Genomic DNA, 24,645 nt, shown 5'->3' with positions numbered 1-24,645 from the left:
TGTCTCATCAGTCTACTTCGTACCATACTTTTGGTTGAAGGGTAAATCTTTCGTTGAATATAAAATCAGGAGCAGTACCACTTCCCAAAATTAAATCAGCAGCTGATAAGTTTTGATTCAGCCCATTAGGTTTTGATGTTGCGTTAAATAGCCCTTTATCTGTATCAGAGCCAAAATTCACACGATCATTCGCACGTTCTGCCAGAGTTCTGGTGCCAATAAGCAAACGCTGATTAGAGAGTGTTGAACTTCGTGGACCTAAAGTAAGCTCTTGAATACCTTTACCTGCTCGGACAAACCCACCTAAACCATTTTTGGATGCATCATCAGTACAAATACCATAAGGTAGACAATATAGTTGTCTCTCTGAACCACCAGTAATCTTGGCAGAACAAGAATCTACCGTTCCATAGTTCATATCTGGGTTATAGACGGTAGTGTACAAAAAACTATCAATCACTTCAGACTTTCCTACACCTTTGGTATATCTGACGTTGCCATAGCCATCAAAGTTCGTTAGCGGAATGTACCATCCATTCTTTGATGTTCCTTGTAGTACCGAGATTGCACTATTCTTTTGCGCCAATGTATAACCTGCAGCATTCAGAGTTCCAATCGCGTTAGGTAATTGAGTCAAATTACTAGTTGATGAGCTATTAGCTGTTAAATCAGCTATTTTTTGACCATTAGCGTTATTTGCTGCTGTAAAGTTGCTTGCATAAAAAATGCTGTCTACCTTTGTAACATCAGTATCCATGATGCCATAAAGCCTGTCAGCTTTGCTGAGATCACGTATCTTAGATAGAGGTGAGCTACGATCGCCTGAAATGACATTTACAAGTGCAAATAAGCTACTACTCACTGGATTACGATAGAAACTAACGACTGGACGCTCATAAAAGCGATGATTGTATTTGGTATCAGAACCAGTATAAGCACTTTGCAGAACCCGAGTGACCCGCGTATTGGTGAAAGAGCTTTCAGGCGACGATGCTGTGGCTGTCGCAGATGGTTTTATAAACCCTGCATTGGTAAAGTCGGCACGGAATACTTGACCACCTAAGTCAGCAAAATAAATATGGTCCATAAAGCCATCATTGTTACGATCTAACGTGGTCACGCCAGCGACGATACTATTTTTCATGGTAGGCACTGTTTTCGTAGCACTTGAATCACTGGAGGCTGACCAAATAAGAGCGCCTGTTTTAGCATTAATGATATAGACAGCATTACCTTTCGCCTGCGTGGTCGCCGTCAACGCACAGCCACCCAATATAGAGTCAATCAAACCCACTTGAAAACCTTCATTTTCATAACACATGTCATAACCACCACCAAATACTAGAACATCTGTACCTTTATCACTAGCAGCAGTACTTGTTTTTATTTTAGCCTTAGTAGGCTTTTCCCAAATCTGACCCATACGACTGAAACCTGAAGTCGCTGGTGTAATTGCAAACATCATACTAGGGTTGTCATTGTCAATGAGGTTCAGACCATATAAAGCTTCGCCGCCCATACGTAGACCACCATAAGCATAGACACCTTTGCCATCAGTAGTGTCAATATTGACACGTTTGGCTTCAAAATCGTATTTATAGTCAGCACTGACCATCCAAGGTGCATCAACACCAAAATTAGGTGAACCCGTACTAGCCTTGGTTGCGTCTTTGACTAATGCTGCTGATTTTTCGGGATCTATCAGCATCTCTCTTGGAATAATGACAAACTTCTCTTTACCGCCATCACCACTAGTACTGGCATTGTCAGCATTAACCAAATGCAGACCACCTTCTGATGAACCAAATAGTACGTAATCATCACGAGTAGTGTTGACTCTACCATCTTCATCTAAGTTTGCTGAATATGATACTGAAGCAGGAGTCGAGTGTATCGTCGCTCCTAGTACTTTGATAGGTTGGGTTGCATTAGCGCTGGTCAACGTCATATCCTTCACATTGACCGTTGTCGCTGGAAGATTAGCAAAACCTAAAAAGTTCAGTAGCTTTCTCAACGTCGCTTCATTGTAGGTTGCTGTATCTATAAAGGATGTATTTGTCAAAGCAGTGTTATTTACTAACACTTTACCTGCAGCATTGACACTCACCTTTTTCAATACTGGCTTTTTGCTAGTACTATTTTCCCAATCTTCTACATATAGAGTTCTAACAGAGGCAAGACCAGTTGCTGGTGTACTTAGCTGAGAATAAAAACCACCAGACTCTACTTTATCATTGAGGCCAGCATAGTTAATGTCTGACCATAAATCCTGTGCTGCTGGGTTTAATTCTCCTGCTATATTTTTGAAGAGCTTAGTATTACTTTTACCATATAGCGTGCCTTCGTTTAAACTATATTTCTTTAGGTTACCTTCCCAAATCACTGAGTTTTCAGCAACTTTGGGCTGTATAGTTGGATAGTAGGCAACAGCGAGCTGACTGTCGGCACGATACGGATCGTCTGGGATAATAATAGTCCCTGATGGCGTGGAAGGTAGTGTTTGATTCAAATCGCTAACGAACGTGGTAATACTACTAACAATATCCTCGGTAGACTGTGCAGAATAGAAGCCCCCTTCGCCAAAACCACCAACGCCTGGCAATGCTGCAGTTGTCTTTTCACCCCAATTACAAGCGTTTCTTGCATCGATATCTGTGAATTTTGTGCAATTATAAAAGTCTCGATTGGCAGTGATGCCAGTTCTTGGATTGGTATAAGGAAGGTTACGAATAATGCGATCTGCTGGATCTCTATTATCGTCCTCCGCTCTATCGATATTAAATACCGAACCGAAACCAACTACTGCTGTATAGATTTCACGATCTGTTCCTAAAGGGTTAATGGTAGGATCACGTAAGGCTTTGGCAAACGAACCAACCTCAGGCATACCATGATCATTCTGACTACCATCCGGTAACGTGACCGTAGATAAGCTAAAAGAACTACGATTTAAAGCGGTTTTCATCAGTGCTAAAGGACTATCTGAACTATTTGGAGCACCATCAGTTAAGAAATAAATACCACGTCCATCACAACTCGAGGGAGATGAAAGCGGGCTAATATAATTACTACTATTTTTGGAGGATGATGACGATTTACTGAAACCACTCCCAGTACCACTTGTTTTGGTACCTAACATATAAGCGCCAACCTCTGCGTAAGCATTAGCTGTGGGCGTCCCGTTACCACCACCTGCAGCAGCAACAACGTTTCTTATATTCTGACGTTGAGCATCATCTAGTAAAGCGGCAGGTAATAATATCTTACCACTACTACCATCAGTATTTCTAGCAGTGCCGTCTGAATTGAGCTCCACCACGTTATTACTGCCGCTTTGAGAAGAAAACTGACCAATGCCAATAGCCACCTTATTAGAGTCTAACTGAGTGCTATCCATTAAAGTAAAAATGGCATCTTTAAGACGAGTTAGTCGGTCATAGTATCTATCACCTCCATTAGTTTTGTAGTAGTAAGTTGTAGTGTTAAAGAAGTTACCGCTACTTTCTTGTTCAAAACCATTAGTTGAAGGTGTATTTATTTCAGCATTGCCATTACAAGCATTTATATTTACACTACCTGATCCGTTGTTGCTACCACAACGATACCATCGCGTAGCGCTAAAAAACCCAGAAGTTCTCCTATAAAAGTATCTTTTTTCACCGTCAGTCTCACAATATCTTCTCGTATAAGACGGCGTTGTTGCAGATGGTTCTGTCATTATTGTGATGTCGCTAGAAGAGACTTCAGCAGGTAAGTCACAGGCAGATGCGCCTACATTTGACTGGGCTGCTGTCATACTACCTGATGTGTCTAACATCATAGTGATAGTCGTCTTACCACCTTCAGCCGCCTTGTATATCTCTAGATCGCCAATTTTCTTGCCCGCGACATCAGCTTGTGCGACTGGCAGAGCCACCATAGCAGCCATGGCAACGACTAGATACTTTAAAGGTAACGTAACTTTGCCACTCATTGGCGATACAGTATTTAGTCGTTTCATAACCTCTATCCTTTTATAATAAATAAACTATTTATGGCGCAGTTTTTAGGACACATTCTGCATTTAATGTGCCTTTACCAAACGGGATACACTTCGTAGAAGAAGAGATGTTTTCAACATCTGCTCGCTCATATAACATTTTGCTTGGAGTGTCGGCAGCGAGCATACAATCGCTCAGTGATTTTTTACTACCGACGACGTTATCTTTAATGCTGGTTTGTGCAAAACAATTATCTCCATTAGCTTTAGGTTCACTATAGGATGGCAATGCTGAAGCAGATCTAATATCAAATGTGAATTTTTTGCTGGTTCTATCTTCGATTTCTTTACCAATGACCATATGTCCAAATCTTTCGGCATTTGGATCAACGGGAGCAACAGTGACACTCATTTGAGTAACAACCGTTTGCCTAGCACTGGTATAGCCGTCAGCGCTGTTGTAATCACATATACCATTGTTCAAACCACTCCAATAGGCTGTAGGATTTGCTGCAGTTCCCTTTACCATAACAGTAGCATTGGATGTCAGATATTTTTTGGTACGAGGGTTGAAACAGTAAATAAACTCATTAGTTGCATTTTCATCATTCAATAGAAAATGTCCAAACACACCTGATGCACTTGTCACATCTAGGTATTCAGTAGAAGTTGAGCTACCATTGAGCATCATTTCGAGCTTTTGATTGGCACTATCTGAAGACTGTAATAATACTGTATTGATCTGATCGCTTGTCGCTATTTTGAGATCTGTATTGCTTTGTCTCACTGCTATAGCACCAGCGAGCATAATCAAGACTAAGAATAGTAGTACTGCTATTAACGTTGCCCCGCGCTCGGTATGCCGATATCCGAGAGTCATTTTAACGTCTTTCACGGTTGGGTTTGGTGAATCGCGATGGATCGTCACTCTTACTCTCCTTACCAGAATTTATAAGCTGGTTTTCACATTGACTACACGAGCGTTGCGTAATAGCGTTGTGGTCTCATAAGTCGCGCGTACTTGTTTTTGACGTGTAGTATCTGTCTTTAGTGCATTATTCTGACCTAACAGTGTAAACGAAGTTTGATCATCACTACCTAAAACAGGAGTGCTACCATGAACAATTAGACCTATTTTTACTGATGTTATTGCTGGTTTGTTCGCAGTTATCGATAGATAAGCACTACTTGGTAAGTACATAGTCTGACCTGCATTGACACCCGAATCATATTGGACACCTAACAAGATTTTGAACTGATCTACATTAGTAATAAATTCTTGACCAGCTTGACCAAAGTTGCGAGCGTCTGTACCACTTATCGTTCTGATCTTACCTGCTGCAAAGTCAACCCTTCCAGCATCACAAGCTAACACTAGGTCTTTGATGGCGCCACTACTACTGTCATTCGTAACAGGTCGCAGAAAATAACGCTCAATAGCAATATCGTTTACCTCAACTGCTGAGCCTTCACAGTCACTGAATGGGCTACCCGTTATATTTGTATATTGGATTGTCAGTTGATCACTATTAACAGTAGTATTTGAGACTCCTGTCCAGCCATTCGTACCACCAACCGCATCACCCGCACGTCTCGTCAAGTAACCAGTGTCAGTATATGGCGTAGTAGTAATACCTAAGTTGGCGCCTGTTAACACAATACCACCCTTCGCAGTCGTTCCGTCTATTCTCGTAATTGGGTTACCTAAATTAGCTAAACGAACTTTCTTTTCTAACTGCTGCAAACCGAACACACTAGCATCTTGCAACTCGCTACCACTAGATTGCACACTGCTTGTTTTTACACTAATTGTGTATATCTGTACGACGGCGGCGGAGATAATCAAACCTAGCACTAATGAGATCATAAGCTCTATTAGAGTAAAACCAGACTGCTTGCAATTACTGTTGTTATGGCTGTCAACGTTCAGCATCAGTAAGCCTCCATAATAAAGCACTCTGCACCATTTTTATAAGTACCATTCGCATAAGCACAAGCATTTGTATCACTATCACTTAGAGCTACAGTAGTATCACCCCAGCTAGCTACAAAGCATTGACGCTCTTGTTCACCTGAAGTACCAGGACACCCATTAGGAACTAAACCTAACTTGATATCATTTATCACCGCGTATGACTTCATCAATAAGGCATCACGTGTTGCTAGTTGATTAATAGTGCAACTGTCTGCGGCGACAGGTGCTCCCGTTGTATTTTTGATACAACTGTCCTTTGTGATTACAGCGCCATCTATTGTTACAGAGTCAGTGCTACCATTTACAGCTGTTTTGAAAGCGCTTATTCCGCTTGAATTTGCACGCATTGTTTCCGCGCCCCCTCTCATAATAGCTAGTGCTCGTGTACGCATGAGGCTTTCATCAGTAGCTTTTACTGCAGTCATTTGCATAGCTGAGAATCCAAGCACTGCAACTGCTAGTAATAGTAGCGCTACTAGCACCTCTACCAAGCCTACACCATGCTGATTACCTAAGTTTCTCACTAGCAAGTTCCTTCTAGTTTGTGACTAATGCTTGCTATCGTACTAACCTCAATTTTTCGAGGTGTAGCGGCTGTATTATTATCACAAATGGTATAAGTGACTTTGACGCCATTAGCAGTCACTTTATTCGGCTGAAAAGTTACCGTATTGGTTGAATTAGGAGTAATAGATACGGTGCTTCTAGAGTTAATATCATAACTGGTCAACACAGTACCACTGGTGTTTTTCAATACAATAGTTTTTGCAGTATCGCTATATACGACTTGAATATTCTGGCGACGAATAACACTTTCGACTTTAGCGTCTTTCAATATACTAGTAATAGTAGAAGCCGTTGATTTAACCCGCTGGTTGGCAAGCTGAGTACTGATACTTGGTGCGGCAATACTTACAATGATAGCCAGTACCGCAATTGTCACCATGAGCTCAATTAAGGTAAAACCTGAATTAGCCATCAGTCTGTTGGGTTGTCGATTATTCACAGATGCATTCACATCAAATCCCTATTTAGCACCGCTAATGTCTGTCTCTTATCAGTTTTTGTTTTAAAATAACTAAAATCTGATGTCGTCTTTGCTAATGATTTTGTAGTTAACTTAACTAATAACATGCAATTTTTGTTCCATAACATTCTGTTGAGTTTATATACAAAACGACAAAAATCCCTATTCAGTGTGTCAACAACTATATACGTATTTAATAATATATAGTGAAGGCAAAGAATTAGCAATATATTAATGATTTCAAATAGATAGCTTAATTAACACTATTGACTACCATGCGCTAAAGCATATGCTGAAATGTGGTAGTTACTATAGCGTTGAGCATTTATCGTATTTGGATGCTCAGGTCCGATAAATGCTCGCGCTAAAGCCTGTAAGCTTGCACCTGTCGTTGAGACATCATCGAACAATAATAAGCGTTTTGTAGGAGGGCTCTGTGAGAGCGCGAAAGCATTATCTAGGTTACTTAGGCGTTCAGCACGTGTCAGGCCTTGCTGGCTCATCGTATCGTCAATGCGCTGAACACCGTGCCACAATGGAATGTTCCAGTGCTTTGATAGTTGCGCGGATAGAATACTGACAGGATCAAAACCTCGTTTGGCTAGGCGTTGATCGGTGGTCGGCATAGCGACAATCACACTATTATGCTGATGACAGCCATGCGGGCGTGGCAGCTGGCGTATGACATGTAGTAATAAAGGTAGCTTGGTCATGTCTTCATGATGCTTGAATGCCCGAATCGCTTGGCGTATTGGATAGTCATAATAAGTAGACGCTTGTATGGATAGCGATTTACCAAAAGCGATATCAACGTCAAAAGGTTCTGGGAGCCACGCGATACTATGGTGACAGTGAGTACAAAGTAAGCCACTGCTTACGCGAAGTCTGATCTGATGATGAATACGAGTAAGCAAAGCGTCGCTAGTTACCAATGCGAGCTTAGATTTTGTACTCTCATGTTTTGTGCTTGGCGAGTGACCAGCGTTAGATAGCGCGTGATGCGGTATTAGCTGAGGTGCTAATGTACTACGGTAAATACGGCATAGCTGGCAGCGTATATCTATATACTCTGCCAACCACAGTCCAGTTTGATACGGTGCTAAGTTGTGCATAGATTATTTATCATCATAATGCATGATAAGGCTCTGCTATATTAGAGACCTTTCCAATCGTTAAGCACAATACCAAAGCCGATAGAGGTGTTTTCATGATTATAATCAACAATAGACTCGCCATACCCTTGGAACAACTGCACCATACCATTGACGTTTTCTGACAATGGATAGATATAATCGATTTGTGCAGCACCTTTATTGGTGCTTGGGTTATAGCGCAAAGTACCGCTGACACTCTGCTGGTCTGGCAAATCATATAAGAATTTGATATCGCCATAACCCATGTAATCTTCGATATCTGGGTTGTCATCATCGCTGCTACTGTCACTATTCACGCGAGCCCAGAGACGCGGTATGACGGATAGCTTACCCCACTCTGCCCCTGCCATCAGATAAGCACGGTTCCATGAACGTGATAATGGATCATCCTGACCATTTGAGTGATGCACAGCACCAGCCCCTAACATACGTAAACGTCCACCGAAGGGAAGGTCTGCTGTCACAGGTTGGGTCAAGAATATCTCTGGTTGATAGTCGGTGGCACGAAACGGTCGTGAGTTGTCTTCGTTATAAACCTGCCAATGCGACTCCTGAGTATAGCCAAACCATAAATCTGCACTGGTATCGAATAAATCTTCTGCTACTTTACTCTTCAGTGATAACTGAAACTTCAGCTCAGTTTCACGTATGTCATTAGAGTCAAAAGGCTCAATGTCTTGAGAAGGTGTGCTTGGGTTTAAGTTAGGATCAAAAGTATAAAACAACGGCAGCAAATACGTCGGTCGGTATGGTCTTACTGTCCAAGTACCGCGCTCGCTATTTTGATCCAGATCATACGCTAGGCTCAGCGGTGTATACTTTTCGATATCTGTTTGAGTGACGCCTACGCTATCTAAAACCTGAATCTCTTGTTCACTATCTGCATCTGTATCCATACGCTTAGCAGCAGTCTGTTGAGTGGCGGCTAGACCTGTAGTTGTGCTGTTACCATTGAAAGTATTGGTTGATTTTTCTTCTACAAAGACAACCTGCGGGTTACCTGAAATGGTCGTTTTAAACGTCTTTGCCAAATCAACAGGCTGTTTGGTCGTAGTATAGCTTGGGGTTTTTCCTTGCTCAGCCACCTTATCAAAACATGCCAAACGGGCAGCACTACTCTGAACTTGCGTACAGTCAGAAAACAGCTTTGCTTGTTGAGCAATAAACTCTTTACTAATCACGTTGCCACTTTGGGCAGTGACGCTCGTGTATGTCTCATTATTGCTAGTATTCTGAGCCGTCTCCACGCTGCCGTACTCAAATGCTGCTTCTGGTACTGGCAGCTCATTGTAAGTCTGACTATTGTCAGCTGCTTGTACTTGTACCGCTGTACAACTCAAAGCGATAGCAACGGCAACACTCAAATGAGTATGCCTCGTTTGGCTACTGGCGTTACGACTGATTACATTGGTACGTTGTAATTGACGCTGAGTGGTGATGTGGGCAAACATAAATGTCCTTTATCTAACCAGCATTATCGCTAGCAGAGTATGTGAATTAATTGGTATAACCGTTAGCGTCACCGCTAAAAACAAGAAGAAATCAATAGTACATAAACACCAAAGACAGTCTTGACGGACTGATCTATCCCTGCACTATTGTTACTTTATTGTAATGAAAATATAAAGACTATACTAGCGTTATCGGCATATTAAATACGATCAGAAAATCCTAATCTCTATCCAAATAGATATCGGTATAAGATATTACAAGCATGAATTAATGACACTAAAAAGCCGATGTACGGTTATTACGGTACACCGGCTGCTCTTTATTATTAATCCTAAATCAGGATTCTACTCAAATGATTAAATCTACTTATTGATTAAAAGTTATTCATTATCAGTTATTCAGCGTTGTTAGAGTTTGCTCAAACTCCAAGCGACCGATTTCGCCCACTTGCTGATTAACCAATTGACCATTTTGATAGTAAAGCAACGCTGGTGGACCAAATAGTTTATAGCGAGACAAAACAGCTTTGGAATCTTCAGTCGTTTCTGTAATATCGAGCTTGACCAGTTGCCAGTCTTGCATTTGTGCTGGACGATTATGAAATAAATTTTTATCCATAATACGGCACTCAACGCACCAGTCGGCAGTTAAATCAACGATTACTTTTGGGTTGGAGGCAACGATAGTATCTAGCTCGGTAAGCGTCGTGATCCTCTCATCTTTTGCGCTATTGCTACCTACTGGATAAGTAGCATTCGACGGTGCCATCATTGGCGCGGCGCTCAATGACGCTAATGGATGTAAGCTATCATCATTTCCTAGTGCTGCACCCACGATCAAACAAGTGGCCCAAATACCCACAATGAGACTCAACGCTTGGGTCAGCATACGACCTTTACCCAGCCAACTCCATGCCCATATCGCTACCACCATAAACCATAATGCCCATACCATCAGCATGACTGGTGATATAAACACACGCTCGATGAGGAGCAATGCCACAGCGAATAGCAATAAGGCAAAGCCTTGTTTGACCCAGTTCATCCACTCGCCTGCCTTTGGTATGATCTTGCCTTGGGTAGCACCTATCAAGATAAGCGGCGCTGACAAACCAAACCCCAGCATAAATAAAGCAGCAAAGCCCAACAACGGACTGCCAATAGTCGAAACGGCGAGTAACGCACCGAACAGTGGCGCAGAGACACAGGGAGATACTACCAATGCTGACAAGAAACCAGCAATCAAACTGCCCCCCGTACTACCCAGCTTACTGTCACCTGCTTGGCTTAGATTTTGCATTTTTCTCCTTAGCACATGTGGCAAGCGTACGGTGAACGCATCCAACATATATAGCGCTAATAATACAAAAACCACGGCAAAGCTGATAAGAATAATCGGGTTTTGCAACCACCCAATAATACCTAGTGACTCCCCAAACACCGCAATAACTGCACCCAAAACACCATAGGCAGTGGCTACACCAATCGCATAACTGGTGGTTAAGATAATGCCACGTTTGACAGTTGGGTTTTGTTCACGGGCCACGATATTGGCAACGATGGGTAGCATCGGCAGTACGCAGGGCGTCAATGCCAAACCCAGACCTGCTAAGAATAGCAACACCAGTGCAAGCCAAGGATGAGAGGCAAGCCCAAAAGGATCACCATCGACCAGCGTATTGCCAGCGACGTTTTCGCTACTGGTCGCGCTGCCTGAGATGTTCGTATCTGACCCAGAAATCGTGGTCGTCGACGTACTGCCATCTAAAGAGTCGTATTCTAAAGTGCTGTCATCAATGAGGTCATAGTCAATAACGTCATCATCTATCAATGCTTGATCGTCATCAGACTGAGTTGTATTGGCTATACCAGCCTCTATCGATGTCGTCTCATTGTCATTCGTTGATGCTGTCACATCAGCCAGACTACTACTTGCAGCAGCGCTATCAATACTAGCGTTACTTGATCTCGTTTGCGGTGACGTCGCTGCGATGTTAACTGTAGTTTTGATTTTTTCGGGTGGATAGCACAGCCCTGCTTTTGCACAGCCTTGCCAGCCAATGACAATCGCTGCGTCACTCATGCTTGTGCCATTATTGCTGGTCAATATGGTCGTTGCGACCATATTGATTTGATCAAACACCAGCACTTTCCCAAAGGTCGGATCATCGATTGAGTATGGCTGTTGGCTAAAGGTAAAAGGGGTTGCATTCACGCCAGCCGGTAGCGTGAGTTTTATTTGATCTTTATAAACATAATGTTCGGGCGTGATATCAAAATTGATAGACAGGCGCGTGCCTGTGTGGGTAGGTGTACTACTACTAATGACCTGAAAAGCCTCATCCACTGGCAAGAATTTCGACTGTGCGTTGCTTTGACTATTGCCAAATAAATCACTCAATCCTGCAGCTTGCGCTGTTATTGGTGCCAAACCAGTTAACAGCGAGCTGCTCGCAATAGCAAACGCTAATACGTACGATTTTTTTGGAGACGTTTTAGCAGTTCGTGAGAAAGGTTGTGATGGCGCCTTGATGGACATGAATAGCTACCTGTTATGACTAATATGTGAATCGACCTGCGCGATACTTATCTGCGCGTTGCAGCAATATTTATCTTGGTTTTGATTTTTTCTGGTGGATAGCATAATCCAGCTTTTGCACAGCCCTGCCAGCCAATCATAATGGGGACATTTTTCGCTCCCTTACCACTACTGGTCGTCAGCGTTGTGGTTGCAACGATACTTCTTTGCGTGAATACAGGAACCTGACCAAAGGTCGGATCATCAATTGATACGGGTGCCTGATTAAAAATAAATGGGGCTGCAATCACACCTTTAGGAAAGCTTACAGTCAGCTTATCTTTATAGACATAGTGCCCTGGCGTGATATCAAAGATAATAGATAATTGTGTACCCTTAGATGTTACCTTGGCACTACTGAGGACTTGAAAAGCCTCATCCACCGGCAAAAACTTTGATTGCGATGAGCTACTACTATTAAATAAATCGCTCAATCCTGCAGCCTGTACACTTATTGATGTCATTGATAACGCGGCTATCAGTGAGGTGCTGGTGACAGTAAGTGCAAGCGCGCAGCATTTGGAAATGCGTCTATTAAGTGCAGTTATTTGGGGTGCTGGCATTTTAATGGGCATAAATCGTTACCTCTGATAATGGTTAGCAGTAAAAGCCTGGCAGTAAAAGCATAAACTCAGCATAAACATGCTGATAAAAATATCAGCGCTCAGTACATCACTCATATTGAACGATGAGCACTTTATAAGCTGATAAAAAATATCAACCAATAAGGGATTATTGGTTGATATTTAGAGGGTAGTAAATATGAGCAAGTGACCAAATACGTTTATAAACAATATAATGCTATGGGTTTCATAAGCGTTTGTACAATCAAACCTTATAGCTGAGCGTAAAGATCAGCATCCTGACCCTCGCCACCTTGCTGCCCATCTGCACCCAATGAAAACAAATCATAAGGACGACCTTCACTACCTGGGGCTACGTATTGCATTTCGTTTTCCCAACCATCTGTCGGATAGCCACCTTTTATATAACCACCTTCAGGGTAATTCTTTGCATCGGCAGGCGGTGTTGTCAGTGCCTCTAATCCTTGAGCTGTCGTTGGATAGCGTGAATTATCGACTTTGTACATATCTAGTGCATTTGAAACAGTAGCTAGCGCGGTCTCAGTCGTTTTGACACGAGCTTTATCGCTTTGTCCGACGACTTTAGGTACGACCAAACCCGCTAAGATAGCCAAGATCACGATGACGACCATGATTTCAATCAGAGTAAACCCTGACTGCATAGATCTATGTGCTGAACTGTACGGCATCGTTGAAGACAGACTCTGATGAACACTTACAGTAGCTGAGTCATCTAATATACTGTTGTTAATTTTGGCGTTATTATTGTTTTTAGCATTGTTTGTAATATGGGCACTTTTTGGAATCGTATTCACTTGAAAATTGTCAGTCATAGTCATCGCTTTGGTCATCACAGTTATGTCAGTGGTAACAGTAGCATTCTAGTGGCGCTTACTACTGTCAGATCTTATCAGTAATATCCTACATCATTATCACTATAAACCATGGTTTTATTTTTATCCAGCGCGGTGCTCAGATTGTCATTATGGTCAGTATTGAATAAACAGTGAGGTCTATAACTGTCGCTTCATCCTACTTTTACTATAGCGTGGTGCTCAGATTTACCCTAGTAAAACTATATCATAGACAATAATATACAACAGTAAGCAAATCTTAAGAAAGCTCGCTCAGAGTTTAGCAAGATGTGCCGTATAGGTAAGATAGAGATATCGGATTTGTGTCAGCCGTTCAAGTGACTGCTTGCTAGCCTGCCAAGTCATTCATATTAACAATAGGTAGCATAACCGCCATAACGATAATCATCACGACCACACCCATCAATACCAGCATCAGAGGCTCGAGCAATGACAGCAAAGTACTGATGAAGTTGGTTGCTTCTGCCTCTTGCATATTGGCAGCACGGCTTAGCATATTTTCTAACTCACCTGAGTTTTCGCCACTTTTGATCATCTGCACCATCATCGGTGGAAAATAAGTAGATTTCTCTAGCTGACTAGATAAGCTTGAGCCTTCTGTGACTCTATCAGCAGCAGTGATAATCGTTTTTTGGATATGTAAATTGGTCGTGACCGCAGCACCGATATGCAATGCCTCAATCAGTGGCACGCCTGAGCGTACTAATATCGCAAGGGTGCTAGCAAATCGCGCGGCATTCAATCCTTTGGACAACCTGGCCAGTATCGGTAATCTAAGTACCACACTATCAATGGTCAATTTCCCTGCCTGCGTTTGAGCAAAACGGTAGAATAAAAATGCAGCCCCTGCCAATACCAGAAGCATTAGCCACCACCACTGAGTAATGATATTCGATAAGGTCAGAACGACTTGGGTAATCAATGGTAGGGCTTGCTCGGACTGCTCAAAAACTTTGACAATTTTGGGCACCACAAAACTCATTAGACCCATAATCACCGCAATTGCCATAACCATCAGTACAACCGGATAGACCATGGCGCCTTGGATTTTCTTTTGGAGGGCAAAACGGTTTTCGGTGTAGTCTGCCAACTGGTTCAGGATGAGATCAAGATGACCTGATTTTTCGCCTGCTGCAATTGTGGCGATATATAGTGGCGGAAAGCTAGCGGCTTGTTGTAGTGCTCGTGCTAAGCTCAACCCTTCTAGGACATGTGAGCGTACAGCGAGCATCAAAGATTTGATATGAGTTTTTGGTGATTGTTTGGCGACCGCAGCCAAAGTCTCCTCGAGTGGAATACCAGCCGCCAGCAACACAGACAATTGGCGTGTGAGCAGCGCCAGCTCATAAGCAGATGGTTTTTTGTAACGGTTTTTACTTTGGCTTTTTCGGTCATTGACAGCGCTGACTTCGACTGGTGTCCACCGCTTATCACGCAGCTGCTGACGAACTTGCCGCGCCGAGTCCCCTTCTAGCAAGCCTTTTTGGACACTGCCATGGTCATCAAGCGCTTTGAAGTGATAAGCGGGCATAGCAGCAGATATCCTAAGTGGGTCACAGGTAAACGGTCATAGCGTACGACTTAACAGAAGGCTTCATACCTATCAAAGCGGCGTTGAGTCGTTACTATCAGGCATCAAGCCTTGTAATAATAAAACATCCAAGTGCTGCTGCTGTAACTTTTTATCAAAATCATTGACCTCAGCGATCAGCATACGCTCAATACGTTTGTCACTAGCAAAAACGCTCAAACGTGCACAAATAACCGCCAATTGATAAATGCGTTTTTTACAATAACCATCCAGGCCTTGTAGCAGTCTAACCATATGCGGGGTCTCAAGACTAGCATAGTCATAATCGGCGACTACTTGCTGACCAAGCGCCGTTACACCATAACTGACCGATAGATGCGCGCAAAAATAACAGCTAAATAGGTACCCAACCACATGACCGATATAATAACCTCGATCATAAGTGAAACTACTTACCCCAAAGTGACCAAGTACGTAGCTGTTGAGACTACCTTGATCGCGAACGGGCTTGCCATGTTTTAGTTTACCGACCGTGGCAAAACACAGTGGGTTGCGTCCATCCTGAGTGGTGAGCTGCCAGCCTGCTGGCTGCTGAGCAGGCATATGACGCACGATATCTGCGATGATATCATCGACCACATGTAGCTGTTGCCAGAGTCGTTCAAGCATATCCGTATCCATCAGACCACGCTTATCGAGCTGCTGAGCAAGCAAGTATTGCTGATGTTCTATAAATTGTGATTTGAGGGTTTGTACCAAATATGTGGGGCGCGTATTGGCAGATGCCATATATAGTAGCCGGGTACGTTCATGCTGAGTACGATAAAGAGCGACTCGCTGTGCCGCGACAGATGTCTCACTGGCAGGCGACTGACTGGTTGAGCTATGGGTATTGGACTGCTCTGTAGCGCCTAAGTCGTACGCTTCTTCTTTGGCATCTGATAAAGTAAATAAGGTCAATAGTGCCGCCTTATCAGGAACTTGTCTCACATCTTCTGGCTGCGCTGATTGTGTGCTAATCAAATTATCTCTATCAGTATTATTTTCTTTTTTAGCAGTTGCAGTAGCGCCTTGTTGGCTATTGGCTTCTGTACTTGGCTTTGCGGTCGGTTCAGTCATAACATACCATCAGCAGCAAAAATAAACATCGTCTAGATCCTTTTGTATGGCTGGCATTCAGCTATACATCGTGCGCTAAACGCACACGCTCATATTTCGACGACTCATTATCTCATAGTACCTGAACACGCACGCCTTGTCAGCTTTGTATAACCGAAATAGCACGGTCTAACTATCAGATACTGTGTCTCTATACCTGCTCAGTATATAAAAGATCGCGGATAAAACTAAAAGAGTTAATCGAAGCAAAAAGCGCTAAAGCAATGTTGGTCGCTTTAGCGCTTTTATAGACTTTAGTGCTTCTATAAATAGATACTGCCGATATAGCAAAACTGACCTAGGCGAGTTTTTGTTGTTGATACTGCTGTCGGTACGCTTTTGGTGAGACCCCATAGACACGCTTGAATGCCTGACTAAAGGTAGAGTCGGATGCATAGCCCACCATATCACTGATGCGGCTGATACTGTTCTGCTGTAAGCGTAAATATCGCGCTGCCAAACGCAAGCGGTAATCGATCAGATACGTGAGCGGCGGCATGCCGACTGTGTCTTTGAAACGCTGAGCAAAGCTAGATCGTGACATTCCTGCTACTTCTGCAAGCTTATGAATGGTCCAGCTTTGGCTTGGTGCTTCGTGCATCGCGGCTAGCGCCTTGGTCAAAAACGGATCTTTCATTGCTTTGAGCCAGTTTTCGGTGGCTTCAGGCAAGCTCTCAATATAGACGCGTAAGCACTCAATCATCATGATACTCGCCCAATGATTGATGACAGCGGTTTTACCCATACGCTCACGCTCAGCCTCCAAGGTCAGCAGCTTAATCTCTACATCAATGACCTCAAAACGACCATCGGCGGCATCATTGAGCTCGGGTAATATCGGTGGTAGTACAGACAGTAGAGGATTAATCATCTCTTTGTCATATTTGCATTCGATAAGTATCAAAGACGAATTAGGGTCACCGTCACCATCGATGTCAAGCGTACGATCTTTACTGTTAATCAATAACTCATCAAGCGGTTCGGCAACATCACCATTATGATTGAGCGCATAGCTCACATGCTTGTGTGCATTGGGGATCATAATCATATCACCAGCGCGGGCTTCTCTTAGACCATTACCAACATCAATACAAAAACCGCCAGACATCACCAAATAAAACAAAATAGTGTCTTTTCTCGTAATAGAGTAAGACCAATTGCCAGCACCGTTCAAACGATAATACTTGGTCTCAAATAAGTGCACGTTTTGTAGCAATACGCTCAATGCGTCCATTAATCAGTTCCTCAATCATACAGGGTCAATAATAAAGCTTAAAAATGTAGATATATTTAAAATACTTTTGAACGCTAACGTAATCAATAGGATATTTTGACTCGCTATTTTATGCCAGTGCCTAACACCTCAGTTGACGACACAATTAGTGTGATGAATAAATCGAAACATAAGCATAATGCCCGATTTGAAACTTCGTGTCCATTCACTCATAAGTATTACTAATTAATAATAGAGCAGACACAGTGAATCTAGGCTTCTGGAAAAAACCTACAACGATATGAATATCAAAAGACAAAGGACGTAAACCAACAAAGTATGGGCACTTCGAACGGTTCAATATTGTAGGAGGCTACAGAGGGATGAAAAACAAACAGACATAAAAAAACGCCAACAGTGGCGAATGGTATTGCTTATAGGTTTTGGTATAAATATAGAATGTTTATACGGATAATACAAAATAAATGGGGCGACTGATGGGACTCGAACCCACGACAACCGAGATCACAACCCGGGGCTCTACCAACTGAGCTACAACCGCCATAACTATTGCCTGATAAGGCAAGATTTGCAGGCTAAATGGCGCGCCTGGCAGGATTCGAACCTGCGGCCACCTCCTTAGAAGGGAGATGCTCTATCCAGCTGAGCTACAGGCGCTCTTAGAGGACTTTTATATACCACATTCAGTCAAAAATACAGTTTTTACTATATCAGAAACTAAACCATTATACATAAAAAAAAGCCTGTAAGGCTCTTAAAATAGATGGTCGGAGTGATAGGATTCGAACCTACGACCCTCTGGTCCCAAACCAGATGCGCTACCAAACTGCGCCACACTCCGAAATTCTCTATTATCACGATAGCTTGTTGAGTAACTCGTTGTTGGCAATGCCGCTAACTTGTTAATGTTCCTCGCTATCGAGGTGCACATATTAAGGGGAAAAGGCGATTGTGTCAACACCTATTTTCAATTAATTTAAAATAATCTCTAAATTCTTTAAAAAAGCAGATTATCACAAAAACATCGCGACGACTTCTAATGGACAGTCTCTAATCGGTAGCTTTTAAATAGCAATCTTAATCATTCAGTCTGCCTATCAGCTATAGCCTGTATTACTACTAGCGTCATTATGCTCTATTCAAATGTGGTCGCCCATTACCGTTTACTGTCCCTGTCAATACATCAAACGGTATCAACCACAAATGCGCATCACTTGAGCCATCATCATTATCGGTATCAAGAGCTTGATGAATTTGCTGCTTGAGTGCCACTGGCTGCCTCTCATTTCCTAATACGGGATAAACCATCCAAACCTGCCCTGCTTGATAAGCCTGTGCATAGCTGGTCAATTGATAAGCATCGCTCGCGCTAATAGCATTGCTATGAGGTAAGTATTTCCATTTGATATCGATAACATGGCTGTAGTGACCTCTAGTCTTAGTCATTGTAGTCCTAGTCACTGCCCTATCATCCTGATCAGTATCACTCTGACCCTGGTAGTGATTATCAGACATTTGATATATCAGTAGGTCAGGTCTTATAGATAGACATGCCCGCCCTTCTGCATCGTTTAGCCAAACACTTTGAGTTTGATACAAGGGACGACAGTGATTACTTAATCGTTGGAACATCGATGCGATACGCTGACTTGCCCACTGCTCAAATGCTTGATTCATATCAATCAACAAACACAAGCGCAGTGGGGGTCGATTTGGTTTGGTTGAGTCAACACCATAGCCTGCTGCAGCAGCTGACTGCCGTAATAACCAATAAGCCAAATCTAACAGTTGATGAGCAGCTTGCAGTTTTTGCCTTTGTAGTGGCAGAGTGTCTAGTTGCTTTGTTGCCTGAGTATATATTGACGCTAAGCGCTGCATCTCACGTTGGTCGAGCGTAGGCAAGTGCTGCCACTGCTGCAAGAGCGTCGAATATCCAGATTGTAGAAATAAAGGCATCAAGTAGACTAATGCGCTTTTTATCAATCGATTGGCCAGCATATCATGACTCAGCATACTACTTTCACAGACAAATCGATGCGGCTGCGTGCTATTGCGTCTTAGCTGCTCTTTGATGAGTAGTCGCCCTTGTACGGAAGACTGATTTTGGACACGCTCCTGATAATGTTGGGTTGGTTGATAGTGTACTAGACGCTGTAAAAATTGCGTAATCAGCCAATCCGACAACGGCGGTGCTTCTATGGGTAATTGTACTGATGGATGAGCGAATTGACCGAGATTTTTCATGTTGGGCAGCTTACAACTCTTTGGCCTATCAAGGCGAGTCAAGTCGGATAGCATGCCTTGTACCCAGCGACGCGTTTGAGCGATATCATCGTCCTGAATGGATGTATTCAGCTTTGGTAGTAGCTCAAGCGTCATGCCACTAGGCAGTAAAATAATGCCTATATAATGTCCGACCTTGAGCTGCCACTGTCCTTGCTTACGCTTGATGGTAAATACAGCAAACTCCTGCGCCATCAACCATTGAAAATCAGACACATGCAAAAAATCATGCGCGGTCAGGCGTTGATGCTCGAACACGGTGATGATATTGGTTTTGACGTTTTTTGCTTTAGCGTTCTTACGAGGCGTATAAGTACGAATGATATTTTCATCGTAGCTTTTATTGTAGCCTTTTTGGTGATATACGCTGTCGTTTATCATAAGTCAGCCACCTTGCTAGTACAGACGCTGATAGATAGAGGGCTGGTTGAATTTACCAGTCTTTGCGATAAGGTCTGCATTGATTATGTAGCTGCTCATGTTCATGGATTGACTAAGAAAGCTGTCTTGCCCTGTGAACATATGGTTTTGGTTGGCCATAATCTGCTGATGACTCACCGAACCTTGTGGTTTATTATTGACCAGCACATGACTGTCATGAATGAACTGCGCGCTTATTGGCTGCTGCTCATCCTGAAAAATATACTGTAATGCCGCAACTTGACCACCAGCAGCTTGTGCCAGTTGGGGAATAATCTGTTCGACTAAAACGGATTGTAATTGGGTCAAACTCTCAACTGATAATAAAAACGCATGCCCTAGACAAGCGTCTACTCCTAACGTCTGTGTAATACGTGTATTGAGCCCCGTTAGTAATTTACCCAGGTCAATCGTGTCAGCCTCTACGCTATCAGCTGCGTTACGCTTACTACTAATTATAGGTAATAATTCAGGCTGCGGCGGACAATCGATAAAGCGAAAGCGTCGACGTAGTGCCATGTCGAGAGGCGCAAGCGAGTGATCTTGAGTATTCATAGTGGCATAGATATCGACGTTATCAGGCACACTAAAAGCACGTCCTGAATATGCGAGATTCACTGTCATCGCATTTGGCTTGCCTGCACGCTTATCTGGCTCAATCAAACTGAGCAGCTCACCAAATACTCGTGAGACATTGGCGCGGTTGACCTCATCAATCAGCATCGCGTAACGCTGCTGAGGATCGCGCGCCGCACGCTGACACAACTTCAAAAACGCCCCGTCTTGTACCGCGTAGCTCATTTGCGTCTGATTGGCATGGCTATTATTTACCTGATTATTATTTACCTGGTTATTGTGTGCTTGGTTAGAGCCTGCCATGACAGGGCGAATCCCTTCAACAAACTCTTCATAACCATAGGCTTGATGGAAGCTCACCATACTAAATCGCTGCTGACCGATGTTTTGATTGAGCTTAGCTTTGTGATCACGCTGTGCCTGCTGGAACTCTGCTAGTTGCTGTGACAGCTCATTTAGTAGCGTCATACTCTCAGGCAGTAAATACCATGCACCGCTGTTGTCCTTATCAAAATAAGCTTGGCTGGCACGATTGTCGAAACTGACGGTTTTAGAGTCTACAGGACTATGTCTGCGCAGCTCTAGCCAAGCAGTACTCTCTAGGTTTTTCTCGCGGGCGTTTTGCGCAGCTTTAGTAATAAAAAATGGATGATTAACCAACTCTCTGACTTTTACCAAATCCTGCTGCTCCGCGTGTAGGTCCAAAAACACCAAACACAGTACCTCACGCCAGCTTGAGTCCTGTAACAACTGCCCGAGCAGCTCTTCCCCATTGATCTCAGGCAGATAATCAGTGTATTGCTTGGCGATTTGGAGCAGTCGATATGTTTTCCCTGTACCTGCGACGCCAGTATAGATGATATTGGTTGGCTCAGGAGTAGACATATCAGACATAGCGGCATCCAGCATTGAAGCATTCATAAAATAATCATATCGTGTCATTATAACGCGGGTAACAAGCGTGAAGGTATCTACGGGTTAGCTGACTGTCTTGCTATTTTATAAGCGCAGCAGTTCATGCTAATAATAGTCGAAAGGTAGCCGTTAATGTACCATAGTGTTTATAGTGGTTTTACGCACAGTTGCCGTTATCAAAAAACATCATTCGATTTATCTACATTAAGGAATTTTGTATGTCAGGATTACTAAAAAACCTACCCGCCAAGCTAACTGGTAAGCGACCAGCCAAAGTCTCTGACAACAAAAAACCACCCACCGAAACACCCAGCAGTACGCTAAAACCTATTAACAATCAATTTACCAAACTACTATCTGTCACCAAATACCTACCTGCTAGTGCACGCTCAAGCATTTTGTCTAAAGCCTTTGGTAAAGTCGTGCCTTACGTAGGGACGACAGGTGTGTACTACGAAACCGTCGAACCAAACCAAGTGGTCGTCAGCCTCAACAATGTCAAAGCGGTACAGAACCATATTGGCTCTATTCATGCAGTAGCCATTACCTTGCTGGCTGAAACAGCAACAGGATTTATTTTGGGTTTAAACCTACCCTCTGATCGTATACTACTGATCAAATCCTACTCGGTTAACTTTTATCGTCCGATCAAAAAAGGTCAAATTGCGGCGGTGGCTAGTCTCTCTGATGAGCAGCGCTTGGAGATTTTAAATACACCAAAGGGTGAAATGGTTATTCCTTGCCTCATTGATGATCGTGAGTCTGACAGTGACCGCGACCCTATCGTAGTCGAGATGACTTGGGCCTGGATTCCAAAATCTGAGCTAGAAGCACGTCGCAAAGGCTCGGCGGACAAAACTGTAGAAAGTGAGACCGTTGATAGTAAATAATGAGTTGGATTGAGGTAACCTGTGCTATTTACTTCTTGTAATGCAGGTTACCTATTGGCAATCAATGAGATAAGTGCGCGATGTTCACATCGCGCACTTATCTATCTACAGCCTCGCTGGTCGTCTTGTACTCACTACATCAGTCACCACTGCTCTATTTTTGCTTATTAGCTGTCTTGTCCAATCATTTGTATATCACCGAACTTAGATCAGAATTAGACCAGTATTTCGTCATCTGCTACTGCGCTTTCCTTTGTGACTCGCAGCACCTCTTCTAACGTCGTTCGCCCCTCTATCACTTTACGTAGACCATCGGCGCGAATCGATGGCGTTTGTAGGCGCGCATATTCTTCTAGCTCATACTCAGCAGTATTGCTATGGATCATACGGCGCAGCGTATCATCAACTGGCACGACTTCATATATCGCGGTACGACCTCTAAACCCTGATTGATTGCATTTATCACAGCCAACGGGTTTCGGTAAGCGAATGGACGTGTTGACTGCCTTTTCATTATTATCATCTGCATCTGACGCCATGCCAACTTCGGCAAAAAGCTTGGCTTGCTCCGTATCTGCTGCCTGCCAGTCATGACAATGTGGACACAAAGTACGCACCAAACGCTGCGCTACCACACCAATGAGCGAAGACGATAGTAAAAATGGCTCAACACCCATGTCTTGCAAGCGCGTCACTGCACCAATAGCCGTGTTGGTATGTAATGTCGACAAGACCAGGTGCCCTGTCAAAGAAGCCTGTACAGCAATCTCCGCCGTCTCTAAGTCACGAATTTCACCTACCATCACGACATCGGGGTCTTGGCGCAACATCGCTCGTAGACTCTTTGCAAAGGTCATATCTACTTTATTATTCACTTGCGTTTGTCCAATACCATCCAGCTGAAACTCAATGGGATCTTCGGCGGTCAAGATATTACGAGTTTGGTCATTCAGATCAGTCAATGCAGAATACAGCGTGGTGGTCTTGCCTGAACCCGTCGGCCCTGTCACCAAAATAATGCCATGTGGACGATGAATCAAACGTTTAAGCTCGGTATAATCATTATCAGACAGCCCCAAATACGTCATATTTAGGCGACCTGCTTGCTTGTCTAATAGTCGCATCACCACGCGCTCGCCGAAGCTCGATGGCAGTGTCGATACGCGCACATCTACTTCGCGCCCTGCCAATCGCAAACTAATGCGACCATCTTGCGGTACACGTTTTTCAGCGATATCTAACTTTGCCATGACTTTGATACGCGAGACTAATAATGGCGCCAGCTGGCGTTTTGGGGTGATGATTTCTTTTAGCTCACCATCGACACGAAAGCGAACAACCAAGCGTTTTTCGAAAGTCTCTATATGGATATCGGATGCACTTAGACGAATGGCTTCGGACAGTAATGCATTGATCAGACGGATAATAGGCGCGTCGTCCTGCTGATCCATCAGGTCTTCAGTTTCGGGGACACTGTCTGCTAGGCTATCAAGGTCAGGATTATCTTCAAGACCAGCGGCGATATGCTGCGACTCTCCTGTGTTGCCAGCGTAAGCGGCGTTCATACGTTTTTCAAAGTCATCCGCGCTGATACTTTCGTAAGTAGGCACGCTGCGGCTACCTTGCTGCTGCAAAAACCGCACCGCTTCATTAATTGCAGATAATGGTGTGGCTTTTGTCAGTACTAACGTCGGCGGCAACTCAGGGTCAATCGCGAGTATCGCCAAAATCTGATGGCGTTTCGCAAAACTGTACGGTAACTGCATCATAAAGACGACCTAATAAAAAATAGTATCAAAAACCAAATCATAGCCGAGCGTTGTAAACACCTTGTACACCACTGACCAAACCAAAAAGAGTGCAAGTAAGATTGGATGAGTTTGTTATAATAGCATTTTGTTTTAGACGCGTATTGTTTTATGCGGTGGGCAATTTTGGCTATCACCATTCGCTTAAGGTTACGCTATATATAGACATCGATTTTTTATTTTGCTGATGGTGCGCTATTATTGTCT

General features: G+C 43.4%; 17 protein-coding genes and 3 tRNA genes. 1 reads left to right on the top strand and 19 read right to left on the bottom strand.

The window, feature by feature from the left end; translation table 11 throughout:
- Positions 1 to 7 precede the first annotated feature (7 nt).
- The 18 genes from ACTXGL_RS05090 to ACTXGL_RS05005 form a co-directional block, all read right to left on the bottom strand.
- A complete protein-coding gene (locus ACTXGL_RS05090; RefSeq protein WP_443525303.1) occupies positions 8 to 4,000 on the bottom strand; it encodes a pilus assembly protein in 3,993 nt (1,330 codons plus the stop codon).
- 31 nt (positions 4,001 to 4,031) lie between these two features.
- Positions 4,032 to 4,907 (bottom strand): pilus assembly PilX family protein, encoded by an 876-nt coding sequence (locus tag ACTXGL_RS05085; RefSeq protein ID WP_443525301.1) that lies wholly within the window; start codon positions 4,905 to 4,907, stop codon positions 4,032 to 4,034.
- Between the two features lie 21 nt (positions 4,908 to 4,928).
- Positions 4,929 to 5,912, bottom strand: a complete 984-nt coding sequence (locus tag ACTXGL_RS05080; protein WP_443525300.1) for a PilW family protein — start codon at positions 5,910 to 5,912, stop codon at positions 4,929 to 4,931.
- Positions 5,912 to 6,478 (bottom strand): type IV pilus modification protein PilV, encoded by a 567-nt coding sequence (gene pilV, locus ACTXGL_RS05075; protein ID WP_443525299.1) that lies wholly within the window; start codon positions 6,476 to 6,478, stop codon positions 5,912 to 5,914. The genes ACTXGL_RS05080 and pilV overlap by 1 nt, the downstream gene beginning before the upstream one ends.
- A complete protein-coding gene (locus tag ACTXGL_RS05070; protein ID WP_443525297.1) occupies positions 6,478 to 6,972 on the bottom strand; it encodes a pilus assembly FimT family protein in 495 nt (164 codons plus the stop codon). The genes pilV and ACTXGL_RS05070 overlap by 1 nt, the downstream gene beginning before the upstream one ends.
- Positions 6,973 to 7,244: 272 nt before the next feature.
- Complete coding sequence (locus ACTXGL_RS05065; RefSeq protein ID WP_443525296.1) at positions 7,245 to 8,093, bottom strand: ComF family protein; 849 nt, start codon at positions 8,091 to 8,093, stop codon at positions 7,245 to 7,247.
- A 41-nt stretch (positions 8,094 to 8,134) separates the two neighbouring features.
- Entirely contained in the window at positions 8,135 to 9,586 is a 1,452-nt protein-coding gene (locus ACTXGL_RS05060) for a phospholipase A (RefSeq protein WP_443525294.1), read from the bottom strand.
- Between the two features lie 391 nt (positions 9,587 to 9,977).
- Positions 9,978 to 12,125 carry a cytochrome c biogenesis protein CcdA gene (locus ACTXGL_RS05055; protein WP_443525293.1) on the bottom strand — a complete coding sequence of 716 codons (2,148 nt, stop codon included), beginning with the start codon at positions 12,123 to 12,125 and terminating at the stop codon, positions 9,978 to 9,980.
- A gap of 47 nt (positions 12,126 to 12,172) precedes the next feature.
- A complete protein-coding gene (locus ACTXGL_RS05050; RefSeq protein WP_443525292.1) occupies positions 12,173 to 12,739 on the bottom strand; it encodes a protein-disulfide reductase DsbD N-terminal domain-containing protein in 567 nt (188 codons plus the stop codon).
- A 260-nt stretch (positions 12,740 to 12,999) separates the two neighbouring features.
- Entirely contained in the window at positions 13,000 to 13,437 is a 438-nt protein-coding gene (gene gspG, locus ACTXGL_RS05045; protein WP_443525551.1) for a type II secretion system major pseudopilin GspG, read from the bottom strand.
- Between the two features lie 514 nt (positions 13,438 to 13,951).
- The gene (gene gspF / locus ACTXGL_RS05040; RefSeq protein ID WP_443525291.1) at positions 13,952 to 15,154 is read right to left on the bottom strand and encodes a type II secretion system inner membrane protein GspF; all 1,203 of its coding nucleotides are present in this window, start codon (positions 15,152 to 15,154) and stop codon (positions 13,952 to 13,954) included.
- 72 nt (positions 15,155 to 15,226) lie between these two features.
- Positions 15,227 to 16,273, bottom strand: a complete 1,047-nt coding sequence (locus ACTXGL_RS05035) for a hypothetical protein (RefSeq protein ID WP_443525290.1) — start codon at positions 16,271 to 16,273, stop codon at positions 15,227 to 15,229.
- A 337-nt stretch (positions 16,274 to 16,610) separates the two neighbouring features.
- Positions 16,611 to 17,546 carry an AraC family transcriptional regulator gene (locus tag ACTXGL_RS05030; RefSeq protein ID WP_319051165.1) on the bottom strand — a complete coding sequence of 312 codons (936 nt, stop codon included), beginning with the start codon at positions 17,544 to 17,546 and terminating at the stop codon, positions 16,611 to 16,613.
- Positions 17,547 to 18,011: 465 nt separating this feature from the next.
- A tRNA-His gene (locus ACTXGL_RS05025) sits at positions 18,012 to 18,087 on the bottom strand.
- 39 nt (positions 18,088 to 18,126) lie between these two features.
- Positions 18,127 to 18,203, bottom strand: a tRNA-Arg gene (locus tag ACTXGL_RS05020).
- Between the two features lie 107 nt (positions 18,204 to 18,310).
- A tRNA-Pro gene (locus ACTXGL_RS05015) sits at positions 18,311 to 18,387 on the bottom strand.
- Between the two features lie 287 nt (positions 18,388 to 18,674).
- The gene (locus ACTXGL_RS05010; RefSeq protein ID WP_443525289.1) at positions 18,675 to 20,210 is read right to left on the bottom strand and encodes an McrC family protein; all 1,536 of its coding nucleotides are present in this window, start codon (positions 20,208 to 20,210) and stop codon (positions 18,675 to 18,677) included.
- Between the two features lie 15 nt (positions 20,211 to 20,225).
- Positions 20,226 to 21,746 (bottom strand): McrB family protein, encoded by a 1,521-nt coding sequence (locus ACTXGL_RS05005; protein ID WP_443525288.1) that lies wholly within the window; start codon positions 21,744 to 21,746, stop codon positions 20,226 to 20,228.
- 212 nt (positions 21,747 to 21,958) lie between these two features.
- Here ACTXGL_RS05005 and ACTXGL_RS05000 point away from each other — a divergent pair, with 212 nt between their 5' ends.
- A complete protein-coding gene (locus ACTXGL_RS05000; RefSeq protein ID WP_443525287.1) occupies positions 21,959 to 22,630 on the top strand; it encodes a DUF4442 domain-containing protein in 672 nt (223 codons plus the stop codon).
- 215 nt (positions 22,631 to 22,845) lie between these two features.
- Here ACTXGL_RS05000 and gspE read toward each other — a convergent pair whose 3' ends face one another.
- Entirely contained in the window at positions 22,846 to 24,399 is a 1,554-nt protein-coding gene (gene gspE / locus ACTXGL_RS04995) for a type II secretion system ATPase GspE (RefSeq protein ID WP_443525286.1), read from the bottom strand.
- Positions 24,400 to 24,645: the final 246 nt, after the last annotated feature.

It is taken from the genome of Psychrobacter sp. T6-6 (assembly GCF_052258185.1).
Classification (GTDB): domain Bacteria; phylum Pseudomonadota; class Gammaproteobacteria; order Pseudomonadales; family Moraxellaceae; genus Psychrobacter.
This window is presented reverse-complemented; position numbering and strand designations above follow the sequence as displayed.

Excerpts from the sequence above, each read along its gene's own strand:
- ACTXGL_RS05090 (WP_443525303.1), bottom strand. The coding sequence starts at position 4,000 with ATGAAACGACTAAATACTGTATCGCCAATGAGTGGCAAAGTTACGTTA.
- ACTXGL_RS05080 (WP_443525300.1), bottom strand. The coding sequence starts at position 5,912 with ATGCTGAACGTTGACAGCCATAACAACAGTAATTGCAAGCAGTCTGGT.
- ACTXGL_RS05065 (WP_443525296.1), bottom strand. The coding sequence starts at position 8,093 with ATGCACAACTTAGCACCGTATCAAACTGGACTGTGGTTGGCAGAGTAT.
- ACTXGL_RS05060 (WP_443525294.1), bottom strand. The coding sequence starts at position 9,586 with ATGTTTGCCCACATCACCACTCAGCGTCAATTACAACGTACCAATGTA.
- ACTXGL_RS05055 (WP_443525293.1), bottom strand. The coding sequence starts at position 12,125 with ATGTCCATCAAGGCGCCATCACAACCTTTCTCACGAACTGCTAAAACG.
- ACTXGL_RS05050 (WP_443525292.1), bottom strand. The coding sequence starts at position 12,739 with ATGCCCATTAAAATGCCAGCACCCCAAATAACTGCACTTAATAGACGC.
- gspG (WP_443525551.1), bottom strand. The coding sequence starts at position 13,437 with ATGCCGTACAGTTCAGCACATAGATCTATGCAGTCAGGGTTTACTCTG.
- gspF (WP_443525291.1), bottom strand. The coding sequence starts at position 15,154 with ATGCCCGCTTATCACTTCAAAGCGCTTGATGACCATGGCAGTGTCCAA.
- ACTXGL_RS05035 (WP_443525290.1), bottom strand. The coding sequence starts at position 16,273 with ATGACTGAACCGACCGCAAAGCCAAGTACAGAAGCCAATAGCCAACAA.
- ACTXGL_RS05030 (WP_319051165.1), bottom strand. The coding sequence starts at position 17,546 with ATGGACGCATTGAGCGTATTGCTACAAAACGTGCACTTATTTGAGACC.
- ACTXGL_RS05010 (WP_443525289.1), bottom strand. The coding sequence starts at position 20,210 with ATGATAAACGACAGCGTATATCACCAAAAAGGCTACAATAAAAGCTAC.
- ACTXGL_RS05005 (WP_443525288.1), bottom strand. The coding sequence starts at position 21,746 with ATGAATGCTTCAATGCTGGATGCCGCTATGTCTGATATGTCTACTCCT.
- ACTXGL_RS05000 (WP_443525287.1), top strand. The coding sequence starts at position 21,959 with ATGTCAGGATTACTAAAAAACCTACCCGCCAAGCTAACTGGTAAGCGA.
- gspE (WP_443525286.1), bottom strand. The coding sequence starts at position 24,399 with ATGATGCAGTTACCGTACAGTTTTGCGAAACGCCATCAGATTTTGGCG.